The sequence below is a fragment of the Azospirillum largimobile genome (assembly GCF_977007025.2).
The window spans coordinates 2,472,247-2,498,453 of sequence record NZ_CDRMUA020000001.1 but is presented as its reverse complement, the minus strand read 5'-3'; the positions used below and the strand labels follow the sequence as shown (position 1 = coordinate 2,498,453).

General features: G+C 67.9%; 22 protein-coding genes and 1 tRNA gene. 18 read left to right on the top strand and 5 right to left on the bottom strand.

Annotation, left to right across the window (positions count from 1 at the left end):
• Positions 1–7: 7 nt before the first annotated feature.
• The 3 genes from ACWPKK_RS11830 to ACWPKK_RS11820 form a co-directional block, all read right to left on the bottom strand.
• Entirely contained in the window at positions 8–1,195 is a 1,188-nt protein-coding gene (locus tag ACWPKK_RS11830; protein ID WP_452004079.1) for an MFS transporter, read from the bottom strand.
• A 111-nt stretch (positions 1,196–1,306) separates the two neighbouring features.
• Positions 1,307–2,104, bottom strand: a complete 798-nt coding sequence (locus ACWPKK_RS11825; protein WP_452004077.1) for a sulfite exporter TauE/SafE family protein — start codon at positions 2,102–2,104, stop codon at positions 1,307–1,309.
• 73 nt (positions 2,105–2,177) lie between these two features.
• Positions 2,178–3,149 carry a complex I NDUFA9 subunit family protein gene (locus tag ACWPKK_RS11820; RefSeq protein ID WP_452004075.1) on the bottom strand — a complete coding sequence of 324 codons (972 nt, stop codon included), beginning with the start codon at positions 3,147–3,149 and terminating at the stop codon, positions 2,178–2,180.
• A gap of 292 nt (positions 3,150–3,441) precedes the next feature.
• On the opposite strand from ACWPKK_RS11820, the gene ACWPKK_RS11815 reads away from it, so the two are divergent.
• The 10 genes from ACWPKK_RS11815 to ACWPKK_RS11770 all read left to right on the top strand — a co-directional run bounded on the left by ACWPKK_RS11815 (position 3,442) and on the right by ACWPKK_RS11770 (position 13,476).
• Positions 3,442–3,528, top strand: a tRNA-Leu gene (locus tag ACWPKK_RS11815).
• 121 nt (positions 3,529–3,649) lie between these two features.
• Positions 3,650–4,276 carry a ribonuclease D gene (locus ACWPKK_RS11810; RefSeq protein WP_452004072.1) on the top strand — a complete coding sequence of 209 codons (627 nt, stop codon included), beginning with the start codon at positions 3,650–3,652 and terminating at the stop codon, positions 4,274–4,276.
• Between the two features lie 323 nt (positions 4,277–4,599).
• A complete protein-coding gene (locus ACWPKK_RS11805; RefSeq protein ID WP_452004070.1) occupies positions 4,600–5,649 on the top strand; it encodes a KpsF/GutQ family sugar-phosphate isomerase in 1,050 nt (349 codons plus the stop codon).
• Positions 5,650–5,701: 52 nt separating this feature from the next.
• Positions 5,702–6,448, top strand: coding sequence for an LPS export ABC transporter periplasmic protein LptC (gene lptC, locus ACWPKK_RS11800; RefSeq protein ID WP_452004067.1), 747 nt, complete (start codon positions 5,702–5,704; stop codon positions 6,446–6,448).
• Positions 6,445–7,317, top strand: coding sequence for an LptA/OstA family protein (locus tag ACWPKK_RS11795; protein ID WP_452004064.1), 873 nt, complete (start codon positions 6,445–6,447; stop codon positions 7,315–7,317). Before lptC ends, ACWPKK_RS11795 begins: the two co-directional genes overlap by 4 nt.
• Positions 7,314–8,105, top strand: coding sequence for an LPS export ABC transporter ATP-binding protein (lptB, locus tag ACWPKK_RS11790; RefSeq protein ID WP_414637277.1), 792 nt, complete (start codon positions 7,314–7,316; stop codon positions 8,103–8,105). The genes ACWPKK_RS11795 and lptB overlap by 4 nt, the downstream gene beginning before the upstream one ends.
• 33 nt (positions 8,106–8,138) lie before the next feature.
• Positions 8,139–9,755 carry an RNA polymerase factor sigma-54 gene (rpoN, locus tag ACWPKK_RS11785; protein ID WP_452004061.1) on the top strand — a complete coding sequence of 539 codons (1,617 nt, stop codon included), beginning with the start codon at positions 8,139–8,141 and terminating at the stop codon, positions 9,753–9,755.
• A gap of 138 nt (positions 9,756–9,893) precedes the next feature.
• A complete protein-coding gene (hpf, locus tag ACWPKK_RS11780; RefSeq protein ID WP_324871479.1) occupies positions 9,894–10,484 on the top strand; it encodes a ribosome hibernation-promoting factor, HPF/YfiA family in 591 nt (196 codons plus the stop codon).
• A 34-nt stretch (positions 10,485–10,518) separates the two neighbouring features.
• The gene (gene ptsN / locus ACWPKK_RS11775; RefSeq protein ID WP_014249030.1) at positions 10,519–10,977 is read left to right on the top strand and encodes a PTS IIA-like nitrogen regulatory protein PtsN; all 459 of its coding nucleotides are present in this window, start codon (positions 10,519–10,521) and stop codon (positions 10,975–10,977) included.
• Between the two features lie 489 nt (positions 10,978–11,466).
• Entirely contained in the window at positions 11,467–13,476 is a 2,010-nt protein-coding gene (locus tag ACWPKK_RS11770; RefSeq protein ID WP_452004057.1) for an ATP-binding protein, read from the top strand.
• A 361-nt stretch (positions 13,477–13,837) separates the two neighbouring features.
• Here the strand turns inward: ACWPKK_RS11770 and ubiG are convergent, their stop codons facing one another.
• Positions 13,838–14,620, bottom strand: a complete 783-nt coding sequence (gene ubiG, locus ACWPKK_RS11765; RefSeq protein WP_452004055.1) for a bifunctional 2-polyprenyl-6-hydroxyphenol methylase/3-demethylubiquinol 3-O-methyltransferase UbiG — start codon at positions 14,618–14,620, stop codon at positions 13,838–13,840.
• Positions 14,621–14,789: 169 nt separating this feature from the next.
• On the opposite strand from ubiG, the gene ACWPKK_RS11760 reads away from it, so the two are divergent.
• From ACWPKK_RS11760 to prfA, 7 genes are all read left to right on the top strand, one after another.
• Positions 14,790–16,025, top strand: a complete 1,236-nt coding sequence (locus ACWPKK_RS11760) for an aspartate kinase (RefSeq protein WP_149223863.1) — start codon at positions 14,790–14,792, stop codon at positions 16,023–16,025.
• A 53-nt stretch (positions 16,026–16,078) separates the two neighbouring features.
• The gene (locus ACWPKK_RS11755; protein WP_324871482.1) at positions 16,079–17,197 is read left to right on the top strand and encodes an NAD(P)H-dependent flavin oxidoreductase; all 1,119 of its coding nucleotides are present in this window, start codon (positions 16,079–16,081) and stop codon (positions 17,195–17,197) included.
• Between the two features lie 4 nt (positions 17,198–17,201).
• Positions 17,202–19,532, top strand: a complete 2,331-nt coding sequence (ptsP, locus tag ACWPKK_RS11750; RefSeq protein ID WP_452004051.1) for a phosphoenolpyruvate--protein phosphotransferase — start codon at positions 17,202–17,204, stop codon at positions 19,530–19,532.
• Positions 19,533–19,709: 177 nt separating this feature from the next.
• The gene (locus tag ACWPKK_RS11745) at positions 19,710–20,996 is read left to right on the top strand and encodes a helix-turn-helix domain-containing protein (protein WP_452004048.1); all 1,287 of its coding nucleotides are present in this window, start codon (positions 19,710–19,712) and stop codon (positions 20,994–20,996) included.
• Between the two features lie 150 nt (positions 20,997–21,146).
• Positions 21,147–22,340, top strand: a complete 1,194-nt coding sequence (gene ispG / locus ACWPKK_RS11740; protein WP_452004045.1) for a flavodoxin-dependent (E)-4-hydroxy-3-methylbut-2-enyl-diphosphate synthase — start codon at positions 21,147–21,149, stop codon at positions 22,338–22,340.
• Positions 22,341–22,377: 37 nt separating this feature from the next.
• A complete protein-coding gene (gene hemA, locus ACWPKK_RS11735; protein WP_452004042.1) occupies positions 22,378–23,778 on the top strand; it encodes a glutamyl-tRNA reductase in 1,401 nt (466 codons plus the stop codon).
• Entirely contained in the window at positions 23,753–24,826 is a 1,074-nt protein-coding gene (gene prfA, locus ACWPKK_RS11730) for a peptide chain release factor 1 (protein ID WP_452004774.1), read from the top strand. Before hemA ends, prfA begins: the two co-directional genes overlap by 26 nt.
• An 18-nt stretch (positions 24,827–24,844) precedes the next feature.
• On the opposite strand, the gene ACWPKK_RS11725 is transcribed toward prfA, so the two are convergent.
• On the bottom strand, positions 24,845–25,207 hold the full coding sequence (locus tag ACWPKK_RS11725; protein WP_452004039.1) for an endonuclease domain-containing protein: 363 nt from the start codon (positions 25,205–25,207) through the stop codon (positions 24,845–24,847).
• Positions 25,208–25,341: 134 nt separating this feature from the next.
• On the opposite strand from ACWPKK_RS11725, the gene prmC reads away from it, so the two are divergent.
• Positions 25,342–26,190 (top strand): peptide chain release factor N(5)-glutamine methyltransferase, encoded by an 849-nt coding sequence (gene prmC / locus ACWPKK_RS11720; RefSeq protein WP_452004036.1) that lies wholly within the window; start codon positions 25,342–25,344, stop codon positions 26,188–26,190.
• The last annotated feature ends 17 nt before the right edge of the window (positions 26,191–26,207 follow it).

Here is a 26,207-nt window from a genome sequence, read left to right as displayed (position 1 = left end):
TGAACTCTCAAGCGGCCTGCCGCGGCACCGCCCGGGCCGCGGCGACGGCCACGAACAGGGCCAGCACCGCGATCAGGGCGAAGGCGGTGGCTAGGCTGGTCGCCTGGGCGATGAAGCCGACCAGCGGCGGGCCGGCCAGCACGCCGGTGTAGCCCATGGTGGACACGGCGGCGACCGCATGGTCGGCGTGGCCGCTCTCCACCGCGCCGGCCGTGCTGAACAGCACCGGGACGATGTTCGACAGGCCGATCCCGGTCAGCCCGAACCCGGCCATCGCCAGCAGCGGCGATCCATCCGCCACCACGCCGGCAGCCAGAACGAGACCCAGTCCGGCCGCGGCCAGCAGACCGCCGCCGCTCATCAGCGTCGCCCCGCCGAAGCGGTGGCGCAGCCGGTCGCCGCTGAAGCGTCCCGCGGCCATGGCGGCGCAGAACACGCCGAACCCCATGCCGGCGAGCGAGGCCGGGGCGCCGAGATCGTCGCGCAGATGGATGGCGCTCCAGTCCAGGATGGCGCCCTCGCTCATGAAGGACAGGGCGGCGAGCAGGCCGAGCAGCAACGTCTTGCGGTCGGGCAGGACCAGCCCGCCGGTCGACGCGTTGCGGTCGGCCAGGAACCGGCCCTGCAAGGCCAGGAACAGCGCGACCAGCCCGACCGACACCAGCGCGGCCTGCGCCGCCGGCGCCATCAGCGGCAGCAGCAGCCCGCCCAGGCCCGCCCCGGCCAGCCCGCCGAGGCTCCACATTCCGTGCAGCGAGGACATGATCGGCCGGCCGAGCCGCCGCTCCACCAGCGCGCCCTGGGCGTTCATGGCGACGTCCATGGTGCCGCCCGACGCGCCGAACAGCGCCAGCACGATGCACAGCGTCACCACGTCCGGCACCAGCGCCGGCAGGGGCAGGAAGCCGGCGAACAGCAGGGCGGTCACCCGCGTCACCGGGGCGCTGCCAAGCCGTCCCAGCAGCGGGCCGCTGGCGATCATCGCGGTCAGCGCGCCGACGGCAAGGCAGAGCAGGGCCACCCCCAGTACGGCGGGGCTGAGGTCGAGCCGGTTCTTCAGCATCGGGATCTGGGTCGCCCAGACGCCGAAGACGGTGCCGTTCAGGAAGAAGGCGGCGACGGTGGCCCAGCGCGCGGCGGCGGCCTGCTCCACCACCCGGCCCGCGCTGCCGCGGATATCCTCTGCCCCTGTCATCGCCCGTCCCGTCGCTGTTGAACTGCCGACATGACGGCGGCCGGCGGGGAAATCAAGCAGGGAAGGGGCAGGCGTGCCATGCCCGAACCGGACGGAACTCCGCGGAGCTTCTCAGTGCCGCCACATCTTGGCGGCTGACAGCAGCAGGATCGCCGACAGCACCGGCAGCAGGACCGACTCCGGCACGACGCCCAGCAGCCGGCCGCCGATGAAGGCGCCGGCCAGCGATCCCGCCGCCATCAGCAGCACGAATCCGCGGTTGCGGGCCAGCACGGACAGGCTGCGGTCGCGGGCGTAGCGGGAGAAGCCGGCGATCATGGTCGGCAGGCTGATCGCCAGGGACAGGCTGCCCGCCAGCTTGACGTCGACGCCGTACAGCAGCACCAGCGTCGGGATCAACAACTCGCCGCCGGCCACGCCCAGGATGGAGGCGACAACCCCGATGGCGAAACCGGCCGCGGTCCCGGCGGCGACAAGGGCCAGACCCGTCAGCGGAGACCCTCCGCCGCCTGCCGCGCCGCCCGCCATGCCATGGCCGAACAGCAGGGCGCCGGCGATCAGCACCAGCAGCAGGGCGATCACCCGGTGCAGCCGGGCGGCGTCCATCCGCATCGCCCAGCCTGCCCCGATCCAGGCGCCCAGAAGGCTGCCGGCCAGCAGGTTGAGGATCACCGTCCCGTTGGCGGCGACGAGGCCGAGCGGGACCGCTCCGGCCCGGAAGGGAAGGGCGGCGGCGACGACGACGAGGCTCATCGCCTTGTTCAGGATGACGGCGTCGAGCACCGCGAAACGGAAGGCGCCGACCAGCAGGGGAAGCCGGAACTCGGCCCCGCCCAGCCCGATCAGGCCGCCCAGCGTGCCGATGACGGCGCCGCTGGCGAAGGAGGCAAGCGCGCGCAGCCTCGTCACCACGAAGGCTCCAATGCGAAAGCCCCGGCGCGGGGGCCGGGGCTTTCGGGAGTCACGGAACCGGCTCCGCCGCTCAGTGGGCGTTGCCGGTGAGGCTGTTGTACTTGCCGCCGACGATGAAGCGCGACAGGTAGGTCGGCAGGATCACCTCGCAGGTGGCGAGCTCGGTGATGCCCAGATCCTTGAAGCCGAGCGCGTCGGGGGAGACGACGTTGTCGCGCCGCAGCAAGGCAACCTGATCGCGGGTCAGCGCCGGGGCGAGGACCGGGATCTTCTCCAGGATGCCGGCCAGCGATTCGGCGATGTTCCAGGGGATGGTCACCAGCGGGCGGTGGCGCAGGATGTCCTTCTGCGTCAGCTCCAGCAATTCGCGGAAGCTGTAGACGCGCGGGCCGCCCAGCTCGTAGGTCTTGCCGCGGCTGGCGTCGTTCTCCAGCGCGGCGATGACGGCGTCGGCCAGATTGCCGACATAGACCGGCTGGAAGCGGGTCTTGCCGCCGCCGATCAGCGGCAAGGCGGGGGCCTTCTGCGCCATCGCGGCGAACTTGTTGAAGAAGTTGTCCTCCGGGCCGAAGACGATGCTGGGGCGCAGGATCGTCGCCGCCGGGAAGGCGGCCAGCACCGCCTGCTCGCCGGCCGCCTTGGAGCGTGCGTAGGAGGAGGCGGAATTGGCGTCGGCGCCGATGGCGGAGACCTGGATCAGCCGGTTGACGCCGTTGGCGGCCGCCAGACGGGCGATGCGGGCCGCGGCATCGACATGCACGCCCTGGAAGCTCTGGCTCCCGCGCTCGTACAGCACGCCCAGAAGGTTGATGACGACGTCCGCGCCCTGAACGGCGCGGGCGACCGACTCGTCCTTGGTGCAGTCGGTGGCGAAGGGGACGATCTGGCCGACGGCGCCGGCCGTCTTCAGGAACGTGGCCTTGCCCGGATTGCGGGTGGCGATGCGGATTTGGGCGCCGGACTTGGCGAGGCGCCGGATCAGGTGGCGGCCGATGAAGCCCGAACCGCCGAACACCGTGATAACCTGAGTGCGATAGGACATCGACCGTCTCCCGTGTCGTTGCGCGCCGTAACCGGGGCTTTCACGCGGCGGCTGACCCGCCGTTGCCGCGCGCCCCCGCGCGTCGTCCGACTGTGTGTCGCCATGAGGACTGCTGGAACTGCGGGCATGCTTATAGCGAATGGACCGCCGCCAATCTAGGGACTGCATTGCCGCGCCGGCCGGCGGCGGGAGGAAAACCCGCGATGCGACAAAAAAAATGAAGGGGTCGGAAAAAAGCTGTTGACGCCCCCCGGCCGGATCATTAAACAACCGCCCACACACCGAGCACCGAGCCCAGGTGGCGGAATTGGTAGACGCGCAGGTTTCAGGTACCTGTGGCAGAAATGTCGTGGAAGTTCGAGTCTTCTCCTGGGCACCATTTCTTTTCTACCCGGCTGCGCCGCATGCACAGCTCCTTCGATCGAGAGGGAGGCAGTGCAGAGCGGCGTTCGTCGTTTCTAGGGTCCGTGGCCGGGGGCCTGACCACCCGGGAAGCGACCATGCCCATCGACCTTCATGACGGCGACCTCCCCGACGGCCTCGACCTTGCCGCCGGCGCCCGCGACAACTGCGTTGCCATCGACACCGAGACGATGGGGCTGAACCCCCACCGCGACCGCCTCTGCCTCGTGCAGCTGTCGGCCGGCGACGGTGCCGTCCATCTGGTGCAGTTCCGTCCCGGCCAGTACGAGGCGCCGAACCTGAAGCGCCTGCTGACCGATCCCGGCGTGACCAAGCTGTTCCACTTCGCCCGCTTCGACGTGGCGGTGATGAAGGCCTATCTGGGCGTCGACTGCCGGCCGGTCTATTGCACCAAGGTGGCCTCCAAGCTGGTCCGCACCTTCACCGACAAGCATGGCCTGAAGGATCTGTGCAAGGACCTGCTGGGGGTGGAGATCTCCAAGCAGCAGCAGTCCTCCGACTGGGGCGCCGCCGAACTCACCACCGACCAGATGAAGTATGCGGCGTCGGACGTGCTGCACCTGCATGACCTGAAGGCGAAGCTGGACGTCATGCTGGCGCGCGAGGGGCGCACCCATCTGGCCCAGGCCTGCTTCGACTTCCTGCCGGCCCGCGGCGAACTGGACCTCGGCGGCTGGGAAACCCCGGACATTTTGGCGCACTGAACGGGGACGGGATTCCGAGCTTGAAGGGCGGGGTGAAGCCCCTCTCCCTTGATGGGAGAGGGGTTGGGGTGAGGGTGGCACCGGCGAAAGCCGGCCAGAAGTCTGCTTCCGCCCTTGCAGGCCGGACCGCACCCCTCACCCCAACCCCTCTCCCGCAAGGGGAGAGGGGCTTTCCAAGCGGGAAAGCTCGGGCTGTTCCCCCCTCCCCTGACCGGCCGTGGATTTGACCCGGGGTCCGCCGGTGGGCATACTGCATGACGCGCCTGCCGGGAGCCATCCGGGCGGGCGCGTGTTTGTGAACGGCCTGCCTATCGGGCCTTTGAATGGAAGGCATGACCGCCTTGACCAGCGTTATCACGTCCGGCCTGACCGCCGGCCTGTCCGGCGGCTCCGCCGCCTCGGCGGAGTCGAGCGCCGTGGAGAACCGCGACCTCGCCTGCGCCACCCGCGTCCTGCGGACGGAGGCCGATGCGCTGGTGGCGCTGGCGGACAGCCTCGACGGTGCGTTCCTGAAGGCGCTCGACCTGCTGCACGGCATCGAAGGGCGGGTGGTCGTCACCGGCATGGGCAAGTCGGGCCATGTCGCCCGCAAGATCGCCGCGACCATGGCCTCCACCGGCACGCCGGCCTTCTTCGTCCATCCGGGCGAGGCGAGCCACGGCGACCTCGGCATGATCGCGAAGAACGACGCGGTGGTGGCGCTGTCGAACTCGGGCGAGACGCACGAGCTGGCGGACATCATCGCCTTCACCCGCCGCTTCGGCATCCCGCTGATCGGCATGACCCGCCGGGCAGCTTCCTCGCTGGCCGAGCAGTCTGACGTGGCGCTGGTGGTTCCGCCGGAGCCGGAGGCCTGCCCGCTGGGGCTGGCGCCGACCACCTCCACCACCATGATGCTGGCGCTGGGCGACGCGATCGCGGTGGCGCTGCTGGAGCGGCGCGGCTTCTCCGCCGCCGATTTCCGCGAGTTCCACCCCGGCGGCCAGCTGGGCCGCGCCCTTCTGAAGGTGACGGACATCATGCACAAGGGGGTTGATTTGCCCCTGTGCCGTCTTGACTCGCCGCTGTCCGACGTCATCTTCGAGATGACGGCCAAGCGGCTCGGCTGCGTCGGGGTGACCGACGAGGCGGGCGCGCTGGTCGGGATCATCACCGACGGCGACGTGCGCCGTCATCTGACGCCGGAGCTTCTGGCAGAGCGCGCCGACAGCATCATGTCGCCGCGGCCAAAGACCATCCGCCCGAAGGCGTTGATCGTCGAGGCGCTGCGAGAGATGAACGAGAAGAAGATCACCACCCTGTTCGTGATCGAGGACGACCGGCCGCTGGGCATCGTGCACATTCACGATTGCCTGCGCGCAGGTGCCGCCTGACCGCGTTCTTGCCCATTATGGAAGCCAAGCGCCGAGCCGGAGGGACAGAGAGTTGAGCCTGGACGACCTGCGCAGCCCCGACCGCACCGGAACCACCCCGCCTGCAGCATCGCCTGCGGGCGGGCAGGACCGCCGCGCGTCCGCTCCTGCCCATGGCCCGGCGGAGCCGCCCGCGGTGCTGCGCGCGCACCGGCGGCGCGACACGCGCCCGGTCAGCCGGTTCCACAGCCGTTTCGTCTCGGCCCTGAAGTTCGCGCTTCCGGCGGCGGCGCTGGCGATGATGGCGCTGCTGGCCGCCTGGCCGTCGCTGAACAGTCCGCCGACCCCGCGCATCTCCGCCGATGCCGGGCAGAGCGAGATGCTGAAGCCGCGCTACTTCAGCCTGGACGAACACAACCAGCCCTTCTCGCTGGTGGCGGCCAAGGCCGACAAGTCGACCGACCAGCCCGACATCGTCCTGCTGGACGACCCGCAGGCGGAGATGACCGAGAGCACCGGCACCTGGGTGACCATGCGGTCCGACAAGGGCTGGTACAATCAGGTCACCGGCATCCTGCTGATGCGCGGCAACGTCCATGTCCTGCGCGACGACGGCAACGAGTTCACCACCAGCGAGGCCGAGGCCGACATCCGCAAGGGCAACGCCTGGGGCGACCAGGCGGTGGCCGGCCAGGGTCCGCAGGGCGAGATCAACGCCAAGGGCTTCCGCATGACGGACCGCGGCAAGAATGTCGTCTTCCTCAACCAGTCGAAGGCCGAGGTCCAGGCCGCCGAACGCCCCGGGAGCAAGAAGCCGTGACGTCCAAACGGTCGCCATTCAGAACCGTTTTCTCCCTGTCGGCGGTCCCGGCCGCCGCGGCGCTGGCCGCCGGGCTGCTGCTCGCCGCTCCCGCCATGGCCCAGGGCCTGCCCGGCATGGGCGGCAAGCAGCCGGTCGAGATCAACGCCGACCAGGCGATCGAATGGCACCAGGACGTGCGCGCCTATGTGGCGCGCGGCAACGCCTCGGCCAAGCGCAACGACTCGACCGTCTTCGCCGACGTGCTGACCGCCTATTACCGCGAGGTGCCCGGCAAGGGGAACGAGGTGTTCCAGCTGGTGGCCGACGGCAATGTCCGCATCGTCAGCCCAACCCAGCAGGTGTTCGGCGACCATGGCGTCTATGACGTCGACAAGCAGGTTGCCGTCGTCACCGGCAAGGATCTGAAGCTGGTCACCACCAAGGACGTGATCACCGCCCGCGACAGCCTGGAATATTACGAGGCGCGCGAGCTGACGGTGGCGCGCGGCGACGCGGTGGCGGTGCGCGGCACCGACCGGCTGCGCGCCGACGTGCTGATCGGCCGGCTGAAGAAGCTGCCGGACGGCACCACCCAGATGGAGCGGATCGACGGGTCCGGGAGCGTCATCGTCACCACGCCCACCGATGTGGCGCTGTCCGACAAGCTGGTCTATTCGGTGGCCGACAATGTCGCGGTGCTGATCGGCAATGTCCGGATCACCCGCGGCGACAACCAGCTGAACGGCGAAGCCGCCGAGATGAACATGAACACCAAGATCAACCGCGTCATCGCCGGCCGCGATGCCGGCGGCCGGGTCAGCGGGCTGCTGATTCCCGCCGAGAAGGCTGGCGAGCAGCCCGGCGCCGCCGCAGGCAAGAAGCCGTGACCGTGCTGACCGCCAACGGGCCCGGCGCCGCACCCGCCGGAAGCATTTCCGCAGCCGCCGCCCCGACCGAGGGGTTGGTGGCCCAGCATCTCGGCAAATCCTTCAAGAAGCGGCCGGTGGTGCGCGACGTCTCGATCAGCGTCCAGCGCGGCGAGGCGGTTGGGCTGCTCGGCCCCAACGGCGCCGGCAAGACCACCTGCTTCTACATGATCACCGGCCTGATCGCCGCAGACTCCGGCACGATCACGCTGGACGGCCAGGATATCACCGCGCTGCCGATGTACCGCCGCGCCCGGCTCGGCATCGGCTATCTGCCGCAGGAAGCCTCGATCTTCCGCGGCATGACGGTGGAGAACAACATCCGCTCCGTGCTGGAGGTGGTGGAGAGCGACCGCGACGCGCGCGAGGCGATGCTGGACGAATTGCTGGCCGAATTCTCGGTCACCCATCTGCGCCGCTCGCCGGCGCTGGCGCTGTCGGGCGGCGAGCGGCGGCGCGTGGAGATCGCGCGCGCGCTGGCGGGCCAGCCGCATTTCATCCTGCTGGACGAACCGCTGGCGGGCATCGACCCCATCGCGGTGAACGACATCCGCGAACTGGTCGGGCATCTGCGCGACCGCGGCATCGGCGTGCTGATCACCGACCACAACGTGCGTGAAACGCTCGACCTCGTCGATCGGGCATACATTTTGCACGATGGTGTGGTACTAATGGAGGGACAACCGGACGAGATCGTGGCGCACGAGGGCGTGCGTCGGGTCTATCTCGGCGACCGGTTCAGTCTGTAGCCCTCCGTTTCCACTGGTCCCGGTTCCACAGCCATGGCGCTTGCTCAACGTCTCGACCTTCGACAAGCCCAGACACTGGTGATGACGCCGCAGCTGCAGCAGGCGATCAAGCTGCTGCAGCTGTCGAACATCGAACTGTCGGACTTTGTCGACCGCGAGATCGAGCAGAACCCGCTGCTGGAGCGCGACAGCGGCCCCGGCGACGGCGGCAGCGACCCTGTGGGCGACGGGGCCGGCGGCGACGCGCCGGGCGGGCTGGACGGTCCCGGCGGCATGGAGGCGAACGGCCTCAGCATCGACGGGCTGAACGGCCGCGACGACGGGCCGGGTCTGGCCCCGTCCGACGGGCGCACCCGCGACACGGTGGAGATGACGTCCTCCGACACGCTGGCATCCTCGTCGGAGGCGCCGCTCGACACCGATTTCGAGAATGTCTACGGCGACGACCGCTTTTCCGACGGCTCGGACGGCGGCAGCGAGGTCTACGGCTCCTACGGCGAGCGCGGCGGCCGCAGCGGCTTCGACGACGACGACAGCAACCTCGAAGCGACGCTGACCAGCGAAAAGAACCTGCGCGACCACCTGACCGAACAGCTGAAGATCGACCTGCCCGATCTGGGCGACCAGTTGATCGGGCTGGCCCTGATCGACATGCTGGACGAGTCCGGCTGGCTGGTCGGCTTCGACGCACAGGCGCTGGCGGAGCAGCTGGGCTGCGGGGTGGACCGGGTGGAGCGGGTGCTGGCCGCCTGCCAGCGCTTCGACCCGCCCGGCATCTTCGCCCGGTCGCTGAAGGAATGCCTGGCGATCCAGCTGCGCGAGAAGAACCGGCTGGACCCGGCGATGGCGGCGCTGCTCGACAATCTGGAGCTTCTGGCCGCGCGCAACCTGCCGGCCATCATGAAGGTCTGCGGCGTCGATGCCGAGGATGTCGCCGACATGGTCGTCGACATCCGCAAGCTGAACCCGAAGCCGGCGCTGGCCTTCGACCACACCCCGGCCCAGCTGGTCACCCCCGACATCCTGATGCGCGCCAATCCCGGCGGCGGCTGGCTGATCGACCTGAACCCGGACACGCTGCCGCGGGTGCTGGTCAACCACCGCTATTTCGCCCGCATCTCCGACAGCGCCAAGTCGAAGGCCGACAAGGAGTATCTCTCCGAGCGGTTCCAGTCGGCGAACTGGCTGGTCAAGTCGCTGCACCAGCGCGCCACCACCATCCTGAAGGTGGCCAGCGAGATCATCCGCCAACAGGACGCCTTCTTCATCCATGGCGTCTCGCACCTGCGGCCGCTGATCCTGCGCGACATCGCCGAGGCGATCGGCATGCATGAGAGCACCGTCAGCCGCGTCACCACCAACAAGTTCATGGCGACCCCGCGCGGCGTCTTCGAGCTGAAATACTTCTTCACCTCCGCCATCCAGGGTGCGGACGGCCAGGCCGCCCATTCCGCGGAAGCGGTTCGGCACCGCATCAAGACGATGATCGATGCCGAGAAGCCGGACGACGTGCTGTCGGACGACAAACTGGTGGAGATTCTCCGTGCCGAAGGGATCGACATTGCGCGAAGGACGGTCGCGAAGTATCGTGAAGCGATGAAAATACCGTCATCGGTGCAGCGACGCCGTGCCAAGATGTCACGCATGTAGGCAGGTCGGGCGGGGGAGGGCTCGATTGACAGTCCGATAGCCCTTGCCTATCGTCCCGGCCCGCACGCGGTGGACCGCATCTCCACACGTCGTCTCTACACCGTCCCCAGCGGACCAATTTTTTGGAAACGTTCCACCATGCAACTCACCGTCAAAGGCAAGCAGCTCGACGTGGGCGACGCTCTGCGCACCCATGTGGCCGATAGCCTGAGCGCCGTCGTCGGCAAGTACTTCGACAAGCCGATCGAAGCGACCGTGATCCTGACCAAGGACGCGCACCTCTACAAGGCCGACATCCAGGCCCATGTGGGTCGCGGCATCATGCTGCAGAGTGCCGGTGACGCCACCGAGCCGTATCCGGCCTTCGACATCGCCTGCGAGAAGCTGGCCAAGCGTCTGCGCCGCTACAAGCGCCGCCTGCGCGACCACCACGCGGCCGAGAACGGCGCCGCCTTGCCCGCGAACTACCGCGTGCTGGAGGCCGATGCCGACGAGCAGCATGACGAAGTGGAGACGGTTGCCGACGGCGCCCACCAGCCGATGGTCGTGGCGGAGATGGAGACGAGCATCGCCACCCTTTCGGTCAGCGAGGCGGTGATGCGCCTGGAGCTGGCGCAGGCCCCCGCCCTGATGTTCCACAACGGTGCGCATGGCCGCCTGAACATGGTCTATCGCCGCGCCGACGGGAACATCGGCTGGGTCGATCCGGCGGAGAAGGCCGGCGCCTGACGGCGCCGACCCGTCTCCCTGGTCTGGAAGCGTCATGCTCGACCTCATCTCTCCGCACGCCATCCTCCCGAACCTGAAGGCCAGCAACAAGAAGCAGGCCCTGCAGGAGATGGCGCGCAAAGCGTCCGAGCTGACCGGTCAGCACGAGCGGGCGATCTTCGACGTGCTTCTGGAGCGCGAAAGGCTGGGCACGACCGGCGTGGGCCATGGCATTGCCATCCCGCACGGCAAGCTGTCCAGCCTGGACCGCGTCCATGGCGTCTTCGCCCGCTTGGAGCGGCCCATCGATTTCGACGCGATCGATGAGCAGCCGGTCGATCTGATTTTCCTCCTCCTCGCCCCGGAACAGGCGGGAGCCGACCATCTGAAGGCCCTGGCCCGCGTCTCGCGCCTTCTGCGTGACCAGTCCATGTGCGAGAAGCTGCGCGGAGCCCAGTCCGGCGACGCGATGTACGCGCTCCTCACCCAGCACGAGCCGAGCCCGTCCAACTGACCGGCCGCCAGTGCGGGAACAGGATGCCGAAAGGGCCGTCGCACGGGCTGTGCGCGGCCCTTTTTCTTTGGCCCGTCGAGCGGAAGTCCTGATTTACGTTCAAGGGTAAGGACCGCGACGGTGGCCCCGCAGGCTCATGCCCGCGGAGTCAAGCGGCTGGCGGCCGCGCCTGCCGTGTCAGGGCGAGCAGACATCATGATGTGTCAGGATTTCAGCTCGAAGGTATGAGGGAGTGGCTTTCGAACCTACTCCTACAGCTACGCATTATCCTCCAGCCCGTCTCCTCATCGCTATCCCTCTCCAAAGGAGGGTGGATTTACCATGATATATTCAACCGAATCTGCTACCAGGAGATGTTGGCGGCTTTCGAGATATCCGCGGTAGGAACAGCAAAAGCCAACATCGGAACTCGGCAGTCGCTCCGCAGTGGCACGGACAATCCCCACTGTGGAAACACGTGTACTCGTGGGGAATTGGGAAGAGGCAGGAATGAGCATGTCCGGCGAACAGGGCACCTTATTCGATGAGCGTTTTCTCGGACGCTATGCCGGCACCATCATGTCGGATCCGACAACCGCGTTGGTGGAATTGGTCGCCAACGCTTGGGACGCATATGCCACAACAGTCGAAATCCAGTGGCCCGACAGGGAGAGCGGTGCCCATTTCCAGATCACGGACAACGGCAAAGGAATGACGCCTGAGCAGTTCGAGGTCCGCTGGCGAACTCTCGACTACGACCGAATCAGTTACCAAGGTGCATTCGAAGACCCGCCTGCTGACCTTCCCGCTGCCCTGCCCCGCCCGGTGTATGGCCGTAACGGAAAGGGGAGGCATGCCGCCTTCCTATTCTCATCGCCATATCGTGTCCGTACTTGGCGTGACGGAGTCGAAGCCACTTACTTGGTATCCCAGGGCAAGCAGAACCCTATAGAGGTGCTGCTGGAAAGCCGCCGCGATGGTATCCGGGGGCATGGCACTGAGATCAATGGTATACATCTGGTGCCCTGTTCGTTCACGGCTGGCGATGTCAGGGCGTTACTGAGCACCAGATTTCTTACCAACCCGGAGTTCGCCGTCTTTGTCGACGGCGTAAGGGTTGGCTTCAGCGACGTACCTTCAAACTGCTTGCAGGAACTCAATGTAGACGTTCCAGGGTACGGGCAGGTGAAGGTGCTGGTGATTGACAGCCAGCGTGCTGATCGGACAACCAAACAACATGGCATTGCTTGGTGGGTTAATCGGCGGTTGGTCGGCCAATGTGGTTGGCGGATGTCGGACCAGGAAAAGGTGCTCGACGGCCGCACCGAAGAAGCTAAGCGATATACATTCATCGTGCATGCCGACCTTTTGGCTCCCGCCGTACAGGCTGATTGGGGGGATTTTAGGCCTGAGCATCCGGTTTGGCTGAAAACTCAAGAGGCAGTGCAGAACGCTATTCGAAACGTCATCCTTGGCATTACTAAAGAGAAGCGAGCTAAAGCGAAGGAAACTGTTCGCCGTTCGCACCGCAACATCGTTAAGGATCTGCCGGGCATCAGCCGCGAACGTTGGAATCGGCTTCTCGATCAGGTGGTAGATCAGTGCCCCAGCATGTCGGCGACTCAGATTGACCAAGTGATGGGGTTGCTGGCCAACTTGGAACTCGCCGAATCGCAATATAGCCTTCTGGAAAAGCTGCATGCTTTGAAGCCAGACGAGCTTGATCAGTGGGATGCGATCCTGGAACGTTGGACGATCAGCACCGCCAAGGTGGCACTGGATGAGATCGAAAAGCGTCTGAAGTTGATTGAGGAGATCCGTGCCAAGTCAGAGATTCCTGGCACCGATGAAGTGCACGAACTTCAACCTCTCTTCGGTCAAGCGTTGTGGATATTCGGTCCGCAGTTCGAGAGTATTGAGTTTACTTCAAACAGAGGCATGACAACGGTTATCAAGCAGTTGTTTGGTGGCAACCAAAGGGGTTCCCTGAACAGGCCTGATTTCGTGGTTGTTCCAGACGGTAGTGTCGGCTTCTACTCACGCCCGTCCTTCGATACCGAGTTCAATGAGAACGGTATAGACGTTCTTGTGATCGTTGAACTCAAAAGCCCTGGTGTGCCTGTGGGGTCGGATGAAAAGGGGCAGGTCTGGAAGTATATTCGGGAGTTAATGAAAAAGGGCTACGTCACTGACCGGACCTCCGTTTATGGGTACGTACTTGGTGATAGGATAGATTCTATTGACGGAGGAGAACGAAAGGAAGGAGATCGTATTTTCATTCGGCCAATGCTTTACAATACCTTCGTCGGCCAGGGTGAAAAGCGGATGCTTAACCTCCATCGACGACTGCTCGATGCTCCGTTCATGCAGGCGGCCATGGCGGAGTTCCTCGTGAAGCCGGAGGTGGAAGCGATGCCTGCCCAAATGTCGTTGCTGAATGTCCCGGCCGCTCAGGAGGGCGGGGAGGTGCCAGCACCACTACCAACCGGTAATTCCCCCGACGAAGCGGTGATGGCCTAAAGTGTGTCATACCTTCGAGCTGAAATCCTGACACATCATGATGTCTGCTCGCCCTGACACGGCGGGCGCGGCCGCCAGCCGCTTGACTCCGCGGGCATGAGCCTGCGGGGCCACCGTCGCGGTTCTTACCCTCGAACGTAAGTCAGGACTTCCGCTCGACCGTATTATGCCCTCTCTCTCCCCGGTGAGAGGGAGGGGACCCGCGCCCGCAGGCGTGGGGAGGGTGAGGGGGGCGGCGCGCGGATAGCGCGCCGCCAAGGGGCATGCTGCCCCTTGGCAATCCCCTGGCGACGACCGGCGGTCGCCGCTGCCCCCTCACCCAACCCTCTCCCCAGGGGGAGAGGGCTTGTAAAGCGCCCCCTCACCCCCGCTCCATCCAACCCATGTAGTTCACGTCCAGATCGCGCGGGTTCAGCCGGAACTCGTCGCTCAGCGGGTTGTACGTGATGCCGGTTAGGTCGCGTACGCTCAGCCCGTACGTGCGTACGGCGGCGTTCAGTTCGGAGGGGCGCAGGAACTGGCGCCAGTTGTGGGTGCCGCGCGGCAGCCAGCGCAGGATGTACTCCGCCCCGACGATGGCGAGAGCGAAGGACTTCGGCGTGCGGTTCAGCGTCGCCAGGAACAGGACGCCGCCCGGCGCCAGCAGGTCGGCCAGCGACTTCACGAACAGGTTCACGTCGGCGACATGCTCGATCACCTCCATCGCCAGCACCACGTCGAACTTTTCGCCGCTGGCGGCGAGAGCCTCGGCGGTGGTGGCGCGGTAGTCGACGGTCGTGCCGGTCTCGGCGGCATGGGTGGCGGCGGTCTTGATGTTCTTCTCCGACGCATCGACGCCGACCACCGTGGCGCCCATCCGTGCGATCGGCTCGGCCAGCAGGCCGCCGCCGCAGCCGATGTCGACCACGCGCAGGCCCGCCAGCGGATTGGGCACCAGCGGGTCGCGGCCCAGCCGCTTGCAGACGCTGTCGCGGATATAGGTCAGGCGCAGCGGGTTCAGGCGGTGCAGCGGCTTGAACTTGCCGGTCGGGTCCCACCACTCGGCGGCGATGGCGGAGAAGCGGGCGACATCCTCCGGGTCCACGGTGCCGCCTGCTGGAGCGGTTGCGGACGCATGCGGGAAGGCGGAGGAGGACGCGGTCATGGTGAAAATCCGTAAACAGGGTGGCGGGACGGGTGCGGGCAACTTGCCTCGCTTCCACTGACGGAGTATGGATACGCCGCCCCGCGCCGGCAACGGTGGAGCGGGGGTGCGCTCAGCCGACCCGCATGATCCAGATGTCATGACCGGGCGGCCAGACATGGTGTGAGGTATGGCGCGGATCGTCCTGAAGTTCGGAGGCACGTCGGTCGGCGACATCGACCGCATCAAGAACGTGGCCCGAAAGGTCGAGCAAGAGGTCAAGGCGGGGCATCAGGTCGCCGTCGTCGTGTCGGCGATGTCCGGCGTGACCAACCAGCTCGTCAAATACTGCAACGACATCGACAAGCTGCACGATGCGCGCGAATACGACGCGGTCGTCGCCAGCGGCGAACAGGTGACCTCCGGTCTCCTGGCCGTCGCCCTGCAGTCGCTCGGCATTCCCGCCCGCTCCTGGGCCGGCTGGCAGATTCCGATCCGCACCGACGACACGCACGGCAAGGCCCGCATCGTCTCCATCGACACCAGCGAGATGGAAAAGTCCCTGCAGACCGGCGAAGTCGCCGTGGTCGCGGGCTTCCAGGGCGTGTCGAACGAGGGCCGCATCACCACGCTGGGCCGCGGCGGCTCCGACACCTCGGCGGTGGCGCTGGCGGCGGCGGTGAAGGCCGACCGTTGCGACATCTACACCGACGTGGACGGTGTCTACACCACCGACCCGCGCATCGTCTCCAAGGCGCGCAAGCTCGACAAGATCACCTACGAGGAGATGCTCGAGCTGGCCTCGCAGGGGGCCAAGGTGCTTCAGACCCGCTCCGTCGAGATGGCGATGAACCACCGCGTGCGCGTGCAGGTGCTGTCCAGCTTCGAAGCGGCGGCGGGCAGCTCGCTTCCCGGAACCCTGGTTGTTGACGAGGACGAGATCGTGGAAAAGGAAGTTGTTAGCGGCATCGCCTACAGCCGCGACGAGGCGAAGATCACCCTGGTGGGCGTCGCCGACCAGCCGGGCGTCGCCGCCGCCATCTTCGGTCCGCTGACCGACAACGCCGTCAACGTCGACATGATCGTCCAGAACGTGTCGGAAGACGGCAAGTCCACCGACATGACCTTCACCGTCGGCAAGGCCGATCTGGCCCGCGGCGTGAAGGTGCTGGAGGACGCGCAGTCCACCCTGAACTACAAGCGCATCGTTTCCGATGCCAACGTGGTCAAGGTGTCGGTCATCGGCGTCGGCATGCGCAGCCATGCCGGCGTCGCCCAGCGCATGTTCAAGGCGCTGGCCGACAAGGGCATCAACATCCAGGTCATCTCGACCTCCGAGATCAAGATTTCGGTCCTGATCGCCGAGGAGTATGCGGAGCTGGCGCTGCGCGCCCTGCACACCGCCTACGGCCTGGACGCCGCCTGAGCACAGGTGGCGACCCTGGTGACGGGGACCGCAACAGCAGGAGAGGGCCGGCCATGACCGACGCCACATCGCACGCGGCGGAAGCATCGGCCCAATCCCGCCTCTACCGGTCGCGTCTCGACCGGTTGTGGAAACGGGGCCGGGAGTTCCTCGGCACCCGCACCGCCGTGATGGGCGGTGCCATGAGTTGGGTGTCCGAACGGCACCTCGTCTCCGCCATCTCCAATGCCGGCGGCTTCGGCGTGCTGGCCTGCGGCTCCATGGCTCCCGACCAGCTGGCGGTGGAGATCGCCGGCACCCGGGCGCTGACCGACAAGCCGTTCGGCGTCAACGTCATCAACATGCACCCGGCGCTGGACCAGCTGATCGACGTCTGCCGCGAGCAGGGCGTCGGGCATGTGGTCATAGCCGGCGGGCTGCCGTCCGGTGCCACGTTGCGCCGGATCAAGGACGGCGGGGCCAAGGCGATGGCCTTCGCGCCCACGCTGACCGCCGGCCGGCGGCTGGTGAAGCATGGCGCCGACGCGCTGGTGATCGAGGGGACCGAGGCCGGCGGGCACATCGGCCCGGTTTCCACCACCGTGCTGGCCCAGGAAATCCTGCCCGACCTGCACGAGGTGCCGGTGTTCGTCGCCGGCGGCATCGGCCGGGGCGAGGCCATCCTCTCCTACCTGGAGTTGGGAGCGGCCGGCGTGCAGGTCGGCACCCGCTTCGTCTGCGCCACCGAATGCGTGGCCCATCCCAATTTCAAGCAGGCTTTCATCCGCGCATCCGCCCGCGACGCCCAGCCGTCGGTGCAGATCGACCCGCGCTTCCCCGTCATCCCGGTGCGTGCGCTGGCGAACGATGCCTCCAAGCGTTTCATGGAGTTCCAGCGCGACGTCATCGCCAGGGTCGATTCCGGCGTCATGAGCCGCGATGAAGGCATGCTGGAGATCGAGCATTTCTGGGCCGGTGCGCTGCGCCGCGCGGTCGTCGAGGGCGATGTCGAGAACGGCTCCCTGATGGCCGGGCAGAGCGTCGGTCTGGTCACCCGCGAACAACCGGTGGCCGACATCCTTGCCGAATTGATCGCCCAGGCCGAATCGGCGCTGGCACGGCGGGCGAGTGATGAGGCATCGTTGGGAGAAGTGGCGGGAGTGATGGCGGAGCCGCCCGTGGGAGCGCTGTAGCGACATGACGGACACCCTCGACACGGCAGCCGGCGATGGTGGTATGGGCGGCGGTATGGGAGGGGGCATGCATTCCCGCTTCGACGGCACCTCGTCGCGCCGGCTGCTCGCCCGGCTGCGCGACATCATGGCCGGGTCGGGGTCGGGTCAGGACCGGCTGGACAAGATCGTCACGCTGATCGCGGCGGAGATGAAGGCCGACGTCTGTTCCTGCTACATCATGCGGGCCGGCGAGGTGCTGGAGCTGTTCTCCACCGAGGGCCTGAACAAGACCGCTGTCCACAACACCCGCCTGCGGGTGGGCGAGGGCATCGTCGGCTATATCGCCGGCCATGCCCGCCCGGTGGCGCTGGACAACGCGCCCTCCCATCCCAGCTTCGCCTACCGCCCGGAAACGGGGGAGGATCCGTTCCAGTCGCTGGCCGGCGTGCCGATCCTGCGCGGCAGCAAGGTGCGCGGCGTGCTGGTGATCCAGCACAAGGACCGCCGCCGCTATGTCGAGGAGGAGGTGGAAACCCTCCAGACCATCGCCATGGTCGTCGCCGAACTGGTGGCCCAGAGCGAACTGGTCAACCCGGTGGAGGTCACCACCACCGGCGATCCCGTGCTGCTGCCCGCCCGCCTGTCCGGCACGGCGATGAGCGCCGGGCTGGCCATGGGGCTCGCCGTCATCCACCGGCCGCAGCTGACCGTCCGCCAGATGGTGGCGGAAGACGCCGACGCCGAGCTGGAGCGCTTCAACACCGCGCTGCAGACCATGCACAGCGCCATCGACGACCTGCTGGAAGCGGCGTCGCTGGCAGGCTTGAGCGAACCGCGCGACATCCTGGAGACCTACCGGATGTTCGCCGAGGACCGCGGCTGGCTGTCGCGCATCCGCGAGGCGATCCGTGTCGGCCTGACCGCCGAGGCTGCGGTGCAGCAGGTGCAGAACGACACCCGCGCCCGCATGAGCCACCTGACCGATCCCTATATCCGGGAACGGTTGATGGATTTCGAGGATCTGACCAACAGGTTGCTGCAACATCTGGCCGGCAAGACCAGCGGCACCGACGGGGCCACCCTGCCCGACGACATGATCCTGGTCGCCCGCTCCATGGGGCCGGCGGAGCTGCTGGACTATGACCGCACCCGCCTGCGCGGCCTGCTGCTGGAGGAAGGGTCGCCCGCCAGCCATGTCTGCATCGTCGCCCGCGCTCTCAACATCCCCGTGGTGCAGGCGCCCGACGCGCTGAACCGGATCGAGCCGCTGGACCAGCTGATCGTCGACGGCGACCATGGGCAGGTCTTCATCCGCCCGGCCGAAGACATCCAGATGGCATTCGCCGAGGCCGTGGCGTTGCAGCACCGCAAGGAGCAGATGTATGCGGAGATCCGCAACCTGCCCTCCGTCACGCGGGACGGCGTGCCGATCTCCATCCAGCTGAACTGCGGCCTGCTGATCGACCTGCCCCACCTGACCGCCAGCGGTGCCGAGGGGGTCGGGCTCTACCGCACCGAAATCCCCTTCATGGTCCGCGCCTCATATCCCGACGTGAAGGCGCAGACCGATCTCTATTCCCGCATCATGGACGAGGTCGGCGAGAAGCCGATCGTCTTCCGCACGCTGGATGTCGGCGGCGACAAGATGCTGCCCTACATGACCGGCGGCGAGGAGGAGAACCCGGCGCTGGGCTGGCGCGCGGTGCGCATCGGGCTGGACCATCCGTCGCTGCTGCGCCAGCAGCTGCGCGCGCTGCTGCTGGCTGCCGCCGGCCGGCCGCTGTCGGTGATGTTCCCGATGATCGCAGAGGTCGCGGAGTTCGACGGCGTCCGCCGCCTGCTGGATCTGGAGCTGAAGCGGCTGGCCGCCCAAGGCATCGACCCGCCGAGCGGTCTGCGCGTGGGCACGATGATCGAGGTGCCGTCGCTGTTGTGGCAACTTCCCGCGCTGTTGCCGCGGCTGGATTTCCTGTCGGTCGGCTCCAATGACCTGACCCAGTATCTGTTCGCCGCCGACCGCGGCAACCCGCGCACCTCCACCCGCTACGACCCGCTGTCGCCGTCGATGCTGTGCGTGCTGCGGCGGCTGGTGGACGAATGCGCCAGGCACAAGGTGTCGCTGAGCATCTGCGGCGAGATGGCCGGCCGGCCTCTGGACGCCATGGCGCTGATCGGCGTCGGCTTCCGCACCCTGTCGATGTCGCCGCCGTCGGTGGGCCCGGTGAAGACCATGCTGCGCTCGATGGATGTCGGGGCGCTGCGGCAGTACATGAGCGGGCTCTACACCGGGGCCGACCACAGCCTGCGCGACAAGCTGAAGACCTTCGCCAAGGATCACGGGGTTCTGATCTGAGGGGGCAACTTCGGCCCCCTGCCCACTTGTCACGACCCGCAGACCCCGACCCGCGGTCATTGCGGTTGCGCCGCGGGGGCGGCATGTCGTACCCATTCCGCTTGTTGCATCCGCACGGATGCCCCGGTTGCGCATGACTTTCGGCGTGCGCGCTAGTTGCGAGCAGATGGCGAGCCCATGGCCAAGCGCAAGGTTTTCGACGATTTCGACCCGGCTCCGCCCGGCCCCTCCGTCTCCGAGACCCTGCGCTCCACGCGCATGGCGCACGGCTATGACCTGCGCGACGTCGCGGCGATGCTGCGCATCCGCTATCCGTACCTGCTGGCCATCGAGGAAGGGCGGTTCGACGAACTGCCGGGCAGCACCTACGCCATCGGCTTCCTGCGGTCCTACGCCGAGTGCCTGGGGCTGGACCCCGACACCGTCGTCACCCGCTACAAGGACGAGGCGGCCGGCACCGTCCGCCGGCAGGAACTGTACCTGCCGACCCCGGCGGCCGAAGGAGGGCGCGCCTCGGGCGGCACGCTGCTGCTGGGCACGCTGGTTCTGGCCGGCATCGTCTATGGCGGCTGGTATTATCTGTCGGCGACCGACCGGACGGTGACCGATCTGGTGCCGACCCTGCCGGACCGGCTGGTCTCGCTGCTGGACGGCGTGCCGTCCAAGCCCGCGACCCCGGCGCCCGAGCAGGCCGGCACCGCGGCGCAACCGGGAGCGGAGCCGTCGGTTCCCGCGCCGGTGATCGCCACCGCGCCCGCCGCGCCCGCCGCGCCCGCCGCCCCGCCGCCTGCCGCGGCTCCGGCTCCGGCTCCGGCGACTCCCGCCCCTGCTCCGGGTGCCGCCGCTCCGGGTGCAGCGGCGAAGCCGCCGCAGGGGACCGCCCCCGCCGCTCCGGCGCCGGCCGCGTCGACGGTTGCCGGCAAGCCGCCGGCCGTCGCGGCCGTTCCGCCCGCGGTTCTGCCGCCGGCGCAGTCGCCGCTGCCGTCCGCAAACGCGCCGTCCACGAATCAGGCTGCCGGGCAGGGCGCCGCAGGGCAGGCACCCGGACAGGCCGTCGTCAACGTTCCGGCCCCGCCGCCGGAGGATGACGAAGAGGCATCGCCCCAGGACCCGACCCCGCTGAACGCCGCGGCCAATCCGCCCGCCGCGCCGGCCGCCCCGACGGCGACGGTGCCGGCCAACGGCAAGGTCTATGGCACGCTGAACACCAACGCCAAGCTGGTCCTGAAGGCCACCCAGGAAAGCTGGCTGCAGGTGCGCGACGGCAGCGAGATCGTCTTCACCCGCGTGCTGAAGCCGGGCGACACGTTCCGCGTTCCCGACAAGCCCAACGTGAAGATCCGCACCGGCAATGCCGGCGGACTGGTGGTGATGGCCGATGGCGGCGAAAGCCCGCCGCTGGGCTCCGTCGGGCAGGTTCTGCGCGACGTCGCCATCGACAACCATGGGGTGGTGCGGCGCTGATCCGTCGCCATCCCGCATGGCCCACTTAATTGCATGGCTTGAATACCCGATCTTGAATCCGGGGCGCCGGACCGCACTTCTGGCCTGACGCCGGCTGCGCTAGGATGCGGCTCCCGGCCACCGCTTTCGCTGTCCAGAGGCTGACCTGAGATGACCGTGCGCGCCTACCGCCAGATCCTTCGCCGCAAATCGCGCCAGATTCGCGTCGGCAACGTGTTGGTCGGCGGCGACGCGCCGATCTCGGTCCAGACCATGACCAACACGCCGACCACCGACGTGAAGGCGACGGTGGAGCAGATCCAGACTGCCGAGCGGGTGGGGGCGGACATCGTCCGCGTCTCCTGCCCCGACCGCGACTCGGCGCTGGCGCTGAAGGACATCGTGCGTCAGGTGAAGGTGCCGATCGTCGCCGACATCCATTTCCACTACAAGCGCGCCATCGAGGCGGCGGAGAGCGGCGCGGCCTGCCTGCGCATCAACCCCGGCAACATCGGCTCGGCCGAGCGGGTGTGCGAGGTGGTGAAGGCGGCCAAGGATCATGGCTGTTCCATGCGCATCGGCGTCAATGCCGGCTCGCTGGAGCAGGATTTGCTGGAAAAGTACGGCGAGCCCTGCCCGGAGGCGATGGTCGAAAGCGCGCTGAACCACGCCAAGATCCTGGAAGACAACGACTTCCGCGAGTTCAAGATTTCCGTGAAGGCGTCCGATGCCTTCCTGGCCGTCGCCGCCTATCAGGGGCTGGCGGAGGCCTGCGACTATCCTCTGCACATCGGCATCACCGAGGCGGGCGGCCTGCGCGCCGGCACGGTGAAGTCGTCCATCGGGCTCGGCATGCTGCTGTGGTCGGGCATCGGCGACACGCTGCGCGTCTCGCTGTCGGCCGATCCGGCGGAAGAGGTCCTGGTCGGCTACGACATCCTGAAGTCGCTGGGCCTGCGCCGCCGCGGCGTCACCGTCATCTCCTGCCCCAGCTGCGCGCGGCAGAACTTCAACGTCATCAAGACGGTGGAACTGCTGGAGCAGAAGCTGGCCCATATCACCACGCCGCTGACCCTGTCGGTGATCGGCTGCGTCGTGAACGGCCCGGGCGAGGCACGGGAGACCGACATCGGCCTGACCGGCGGCGGCAACAACACCCATCAGGTCTATCTGTCCGGCGTCACCGACCACCGGCTGAAGGACCAGGACATCGTCCAGCATCTGGTCGGTCTGGTCGAGAAGAAGGCGGCGGAGATCGAAGCGGCGAAGGCCGCCGCGGAAGCCGCCGAAGCGGAAACCACCCGAGAAACCACCCGAGAAACCACCCGAGAAACCAAGCGAGACGTGGCTCCCGCCGCGGAGTAAGCTGCCCCCGATTTAAGCAGGGACAGCGACCCGCGGCGTGACCACCACCTCCTACCTCGTCATCGGCGCCAGCCACCGGACCTGTTCCGGCGCGGTCCGCGACCGCCTGTCCACCGACGAGGCGGAAGTGGCGGGCATGCTGGACCGGCTGCGCGCCGCAGGCGTGGGGCAGGCGCTGTGGCTCAGCACCTGCGACCGGGTGGAGGTGCAGGCGGTCCACGAGCGCCCGAACGAAGCGGCGCTGGCGATCGCCGAGGCGATGGCCGACCGCGTCGGCCTACCCACCGCCGATCTTGCGCCGCAGCTCTACACACGCACCGGCATCGACGCGGTGCGCCACCTGTTCGCGGTGGCCTGCTCGCTCGACAGCCAGATCGTCGGCGAACCGCATATCCTGGGCCAGCTGAAGGCCGCCCACCGCAGCGCCGCGTCGGCCGGGATGACCGGGCCGGAGCTGGAGGCGGCGCTGCAGGCCGCCTATGCCGCCGCCAAGCGGGTGCGCAGCGAGACGCCGATCGCGGAGGGCGCCACCTCGCTGGCCGCCGCCGCCATCCAGGTGGCGCGCGACCTGCACGGCGACATCCGGCGCTGTGGCGCCCTGCTGCTGGGGCTGGGCGACATGGGCGCCCTGGTGCTGGAGGGGCTGCGCGAGGCCGGGCTGCCGCGGCTGACGGTCGCAGCGCCGGTGGACCGGCGGGCGGAAGCGGCGGCGCGGCGGCTGGACGGGCATTTCGCCCCCTGGGCCGATCTGGAGACGGCGATGACCGGCGCCGATATCCTGGTGGCCGCGGCCGGCCTGGGACGCTATATCCTCACCGCCCCGATGATGGAGGCGGTGCTGAAGCGCCGCCGCCGCCGTCCGGTCTTCGTGGTCGATGCCGCCATTCCGGCCGACGTCGATCCTGCGGTGGCGGGCATGGACGGCGCCTTCGTCTATGATCTGGCCGATCTGGAGCGGGTGGCGCTGCAGGGCCGCGTCGGGCGCGAGGCGGCGACCCAGGCGGCCTGGATGATCGTGGACGAGGCGGTGGCCGCCTTCGCCCGCGACCGTGCGGAACGCGCCGCGGTGCCTGCCGTGGCGGCTCTCCGCACCCATTTCGAGGCGGAGCGGCGGCGCCTGCTGGCCGGGCACGGCGATCTGGACGCGGCGTCGGCGACGCGGCTGCTGGTCAACCGGCTGCTGCACGCCCCGTCGGAAGCGCTGCGGGCGCTGGCCGCCGACGGCAGCGGCGAGGGTCTGGCCGAACGTGCCGCGGCCGAGCGGCTGATGTTCCGGCTGTTTGGACTGGACAGGTTCGGGCAGGCCATGTTGGAGCAGGACAAGTTCGGGCAGGACGGGATGGCCGGCGACATGACCGGTGACAGGGCTTCTGACGGGGCCGAAGAGACTGAACGGGATAAGGATGAGCGACGTGAGCCTGGACGAGAAGTTCGATAAGGTAATGGCCCGGTACGACGAGCTGCGCGACACGCTTGCGGCCGGCCTTGCCGAGTCCGGCGACTTCGCCCGGCTGTCCAAGGAATATGCCGACCTCACCCCGATCGCCGAGGCCATCGCGGAGCTGAAGAAGGGCCGCGCCGAAGCCGCCGATCTGGCGGAGATGATCGCCGCTCCGGATGCGGATCCCGAGATGAAGGCGATGGCGGAGGAGGAATTCCACGTCCTGACCAAGCGCATCCCCGATCTGGAGCGCAAGGTGCAGATCTCGCTGCTGCCGAAGGACGAGGCGGACGAGAAGAACGCCATCCTGGAGGTGCGCGCCGGCACCGGCGGCGACGAGGCCGCGCTGTTCGCCGCCGAGCTGTTCGAGATGTACCGCCGCTATGCCGGCCTGCATGGCTGGCGGTTCGAGGCGATGGACGTCAGCGAGACCGGCATCGGCGGCTACAAGGAGGCCACCGCCAACATCACCGGCCGCGGCGTGTTCGCCCGGCTGAAGTTCGAGTCCGGCGTCCACCGCGTCCAGCGCGTGCCGGCGACCGAGGCGCAGGGCCGCATCCACACCTCCGCCGCCACCGTCGCCGTGCTGCCCGAGGCGGAAGAGGTGGACATCCACATCGACGAGAAGGATCTGCGGATCGACGTGTTCCGCTCCTCCGGCCCCGGCGGCCAGTCGGTCAACACCACCGACAGCGCCGTGCGCATCACCCACCTGCCGACCGGGCTGGTGGTGAGCCAGCAGGACGAGAAGTCGCAGCACAAGAACAAGGCCAAGGCGCTGAAGGTGCTGCGCGCCCGGCTGTACGACCGCGAACGTGCCGAGAAGGACGCCGCCCGCGCCGCCGACCGCAAGAACCAGGTCGGCAGCGGCGACCGCTCGGAACGCATCCGCACCTACAACTTCCCGCAAGGGCGCGTGACGGATCACCGCATCAACCTGACGCTCTACAAGATCGACAAGGTGATGGCCGGCGAAGCGCTGGACGAACTGATCGATTCGCTGATCGCCGAGGACGAGGCCGCCCGGTTGGCGGAGTTGGGGTGAGGCTTCAGTAGTTGGGCTCTAATCCCCTCCCCCGCCCAGCGGGGGAGGGTCAGGGTGGGGGCAAGTGTCCGCACGTCGACCCCCTCCCAAAGCCTCCAGCACACTCGCCGCCACACCCTCCGGATTGCGCAGCACATCGTTGTTCCAGAATCTGAGCACCCGCCAGCCGCGCTCTTTCAGGAATGTCGTGCGCGCCTCGTCATAGCCGGAGTTGGCATGCTGCCCGCCATCGACCTCGACTGCGAGGCAAACCTCCAGGCAGGCGAAATCAAGGATGTAGGGAGGGATCGGATGCTGACGCCGGAACCGCCAGCCGCCAAGCTGGCCGTTGCGCAGATATCGCCACAGGCGCCGCTCCGCGTCGGTCGGCAGCGTGCGCATGCCTCGGGCTCGGTGCTTGAGGACGGGGTCGCGCATGGGGGGAGTGCATATGTGTGGGAGGCTTGCCCCCACCCTAACCCTCCCCCGCTGGGCGGGGGAGGGGATCAGTTGTCGCGGGGGAGAGGAGTACAATCATGAACCTCCGCACCCTGCGCGCCCAGGCCGAGATGCGCCTGCGCGAGGCCGGCGTCGATACGCCGGAACTCGACGCCCGCTACCTGCTCGAACATGCGCTGACGCTTACCCGGACAGATTTCGTTACGAAGGCGGAACAAGTCGTCCCCGACGACGATGCCGCCCGTGCCCTGGCGCTGGTCGAGCGCCGCGCGGCGCGGGAGCCGGTGGGGCGCATCCTGGGGCACCGGGAGTTCTGGACCATCGACCTCGCCCTCAACCCCGACACGCTGGAACCGCGGCCGGACACCGAGACGGTGGTGGAGGCGGTGCTGGCCGCCATCCCTGACCGCAAGGCCCCGCTGCGCCTTGTTGATTTCGGAACCGGAACGGGCTGCATCCTGCTGGCGCTGCTGTCGGAGCTGCCGAACGCCACCGGTCTCGGCGTCGATCTCAGCCCGCTGGCGGTGGAGGGGGCGGCGGGCAATGCCGAGCGCAACGGGCTGGCGGAGCGCGCCCGCTTCCAGACCGGCGATTGGGCCAAGGGAATCGAGGAGCGTTTCGACATCGTGGTGTCCAACCCGCCCTACATCCCCAGCGCCGACATCGCCACGCTGGAGCCGGAGGTGCGGCAGCACGACCCGCTCCGCGCGCTGGATGGCGGGCCGGACGGGCTGGCGCCCTACCGCATCCTCGCGGCCGAGTTGCCGCGCCTGCTGGTGCCCGGCGGGCTGGCCGCCTTCGAGGTCGGGCAGGGCCAGGCGGAGGATGTGGCGGCTCTGGTCGAAGCCCAGGGGTTGGTGGAGACTGCGATCCTGTGTGACCTTGGTGGGGTAAAGCGTTGCGTCAGGGCACGAAAGGGGCTGTGAGCCGGCGGCTTATCCAA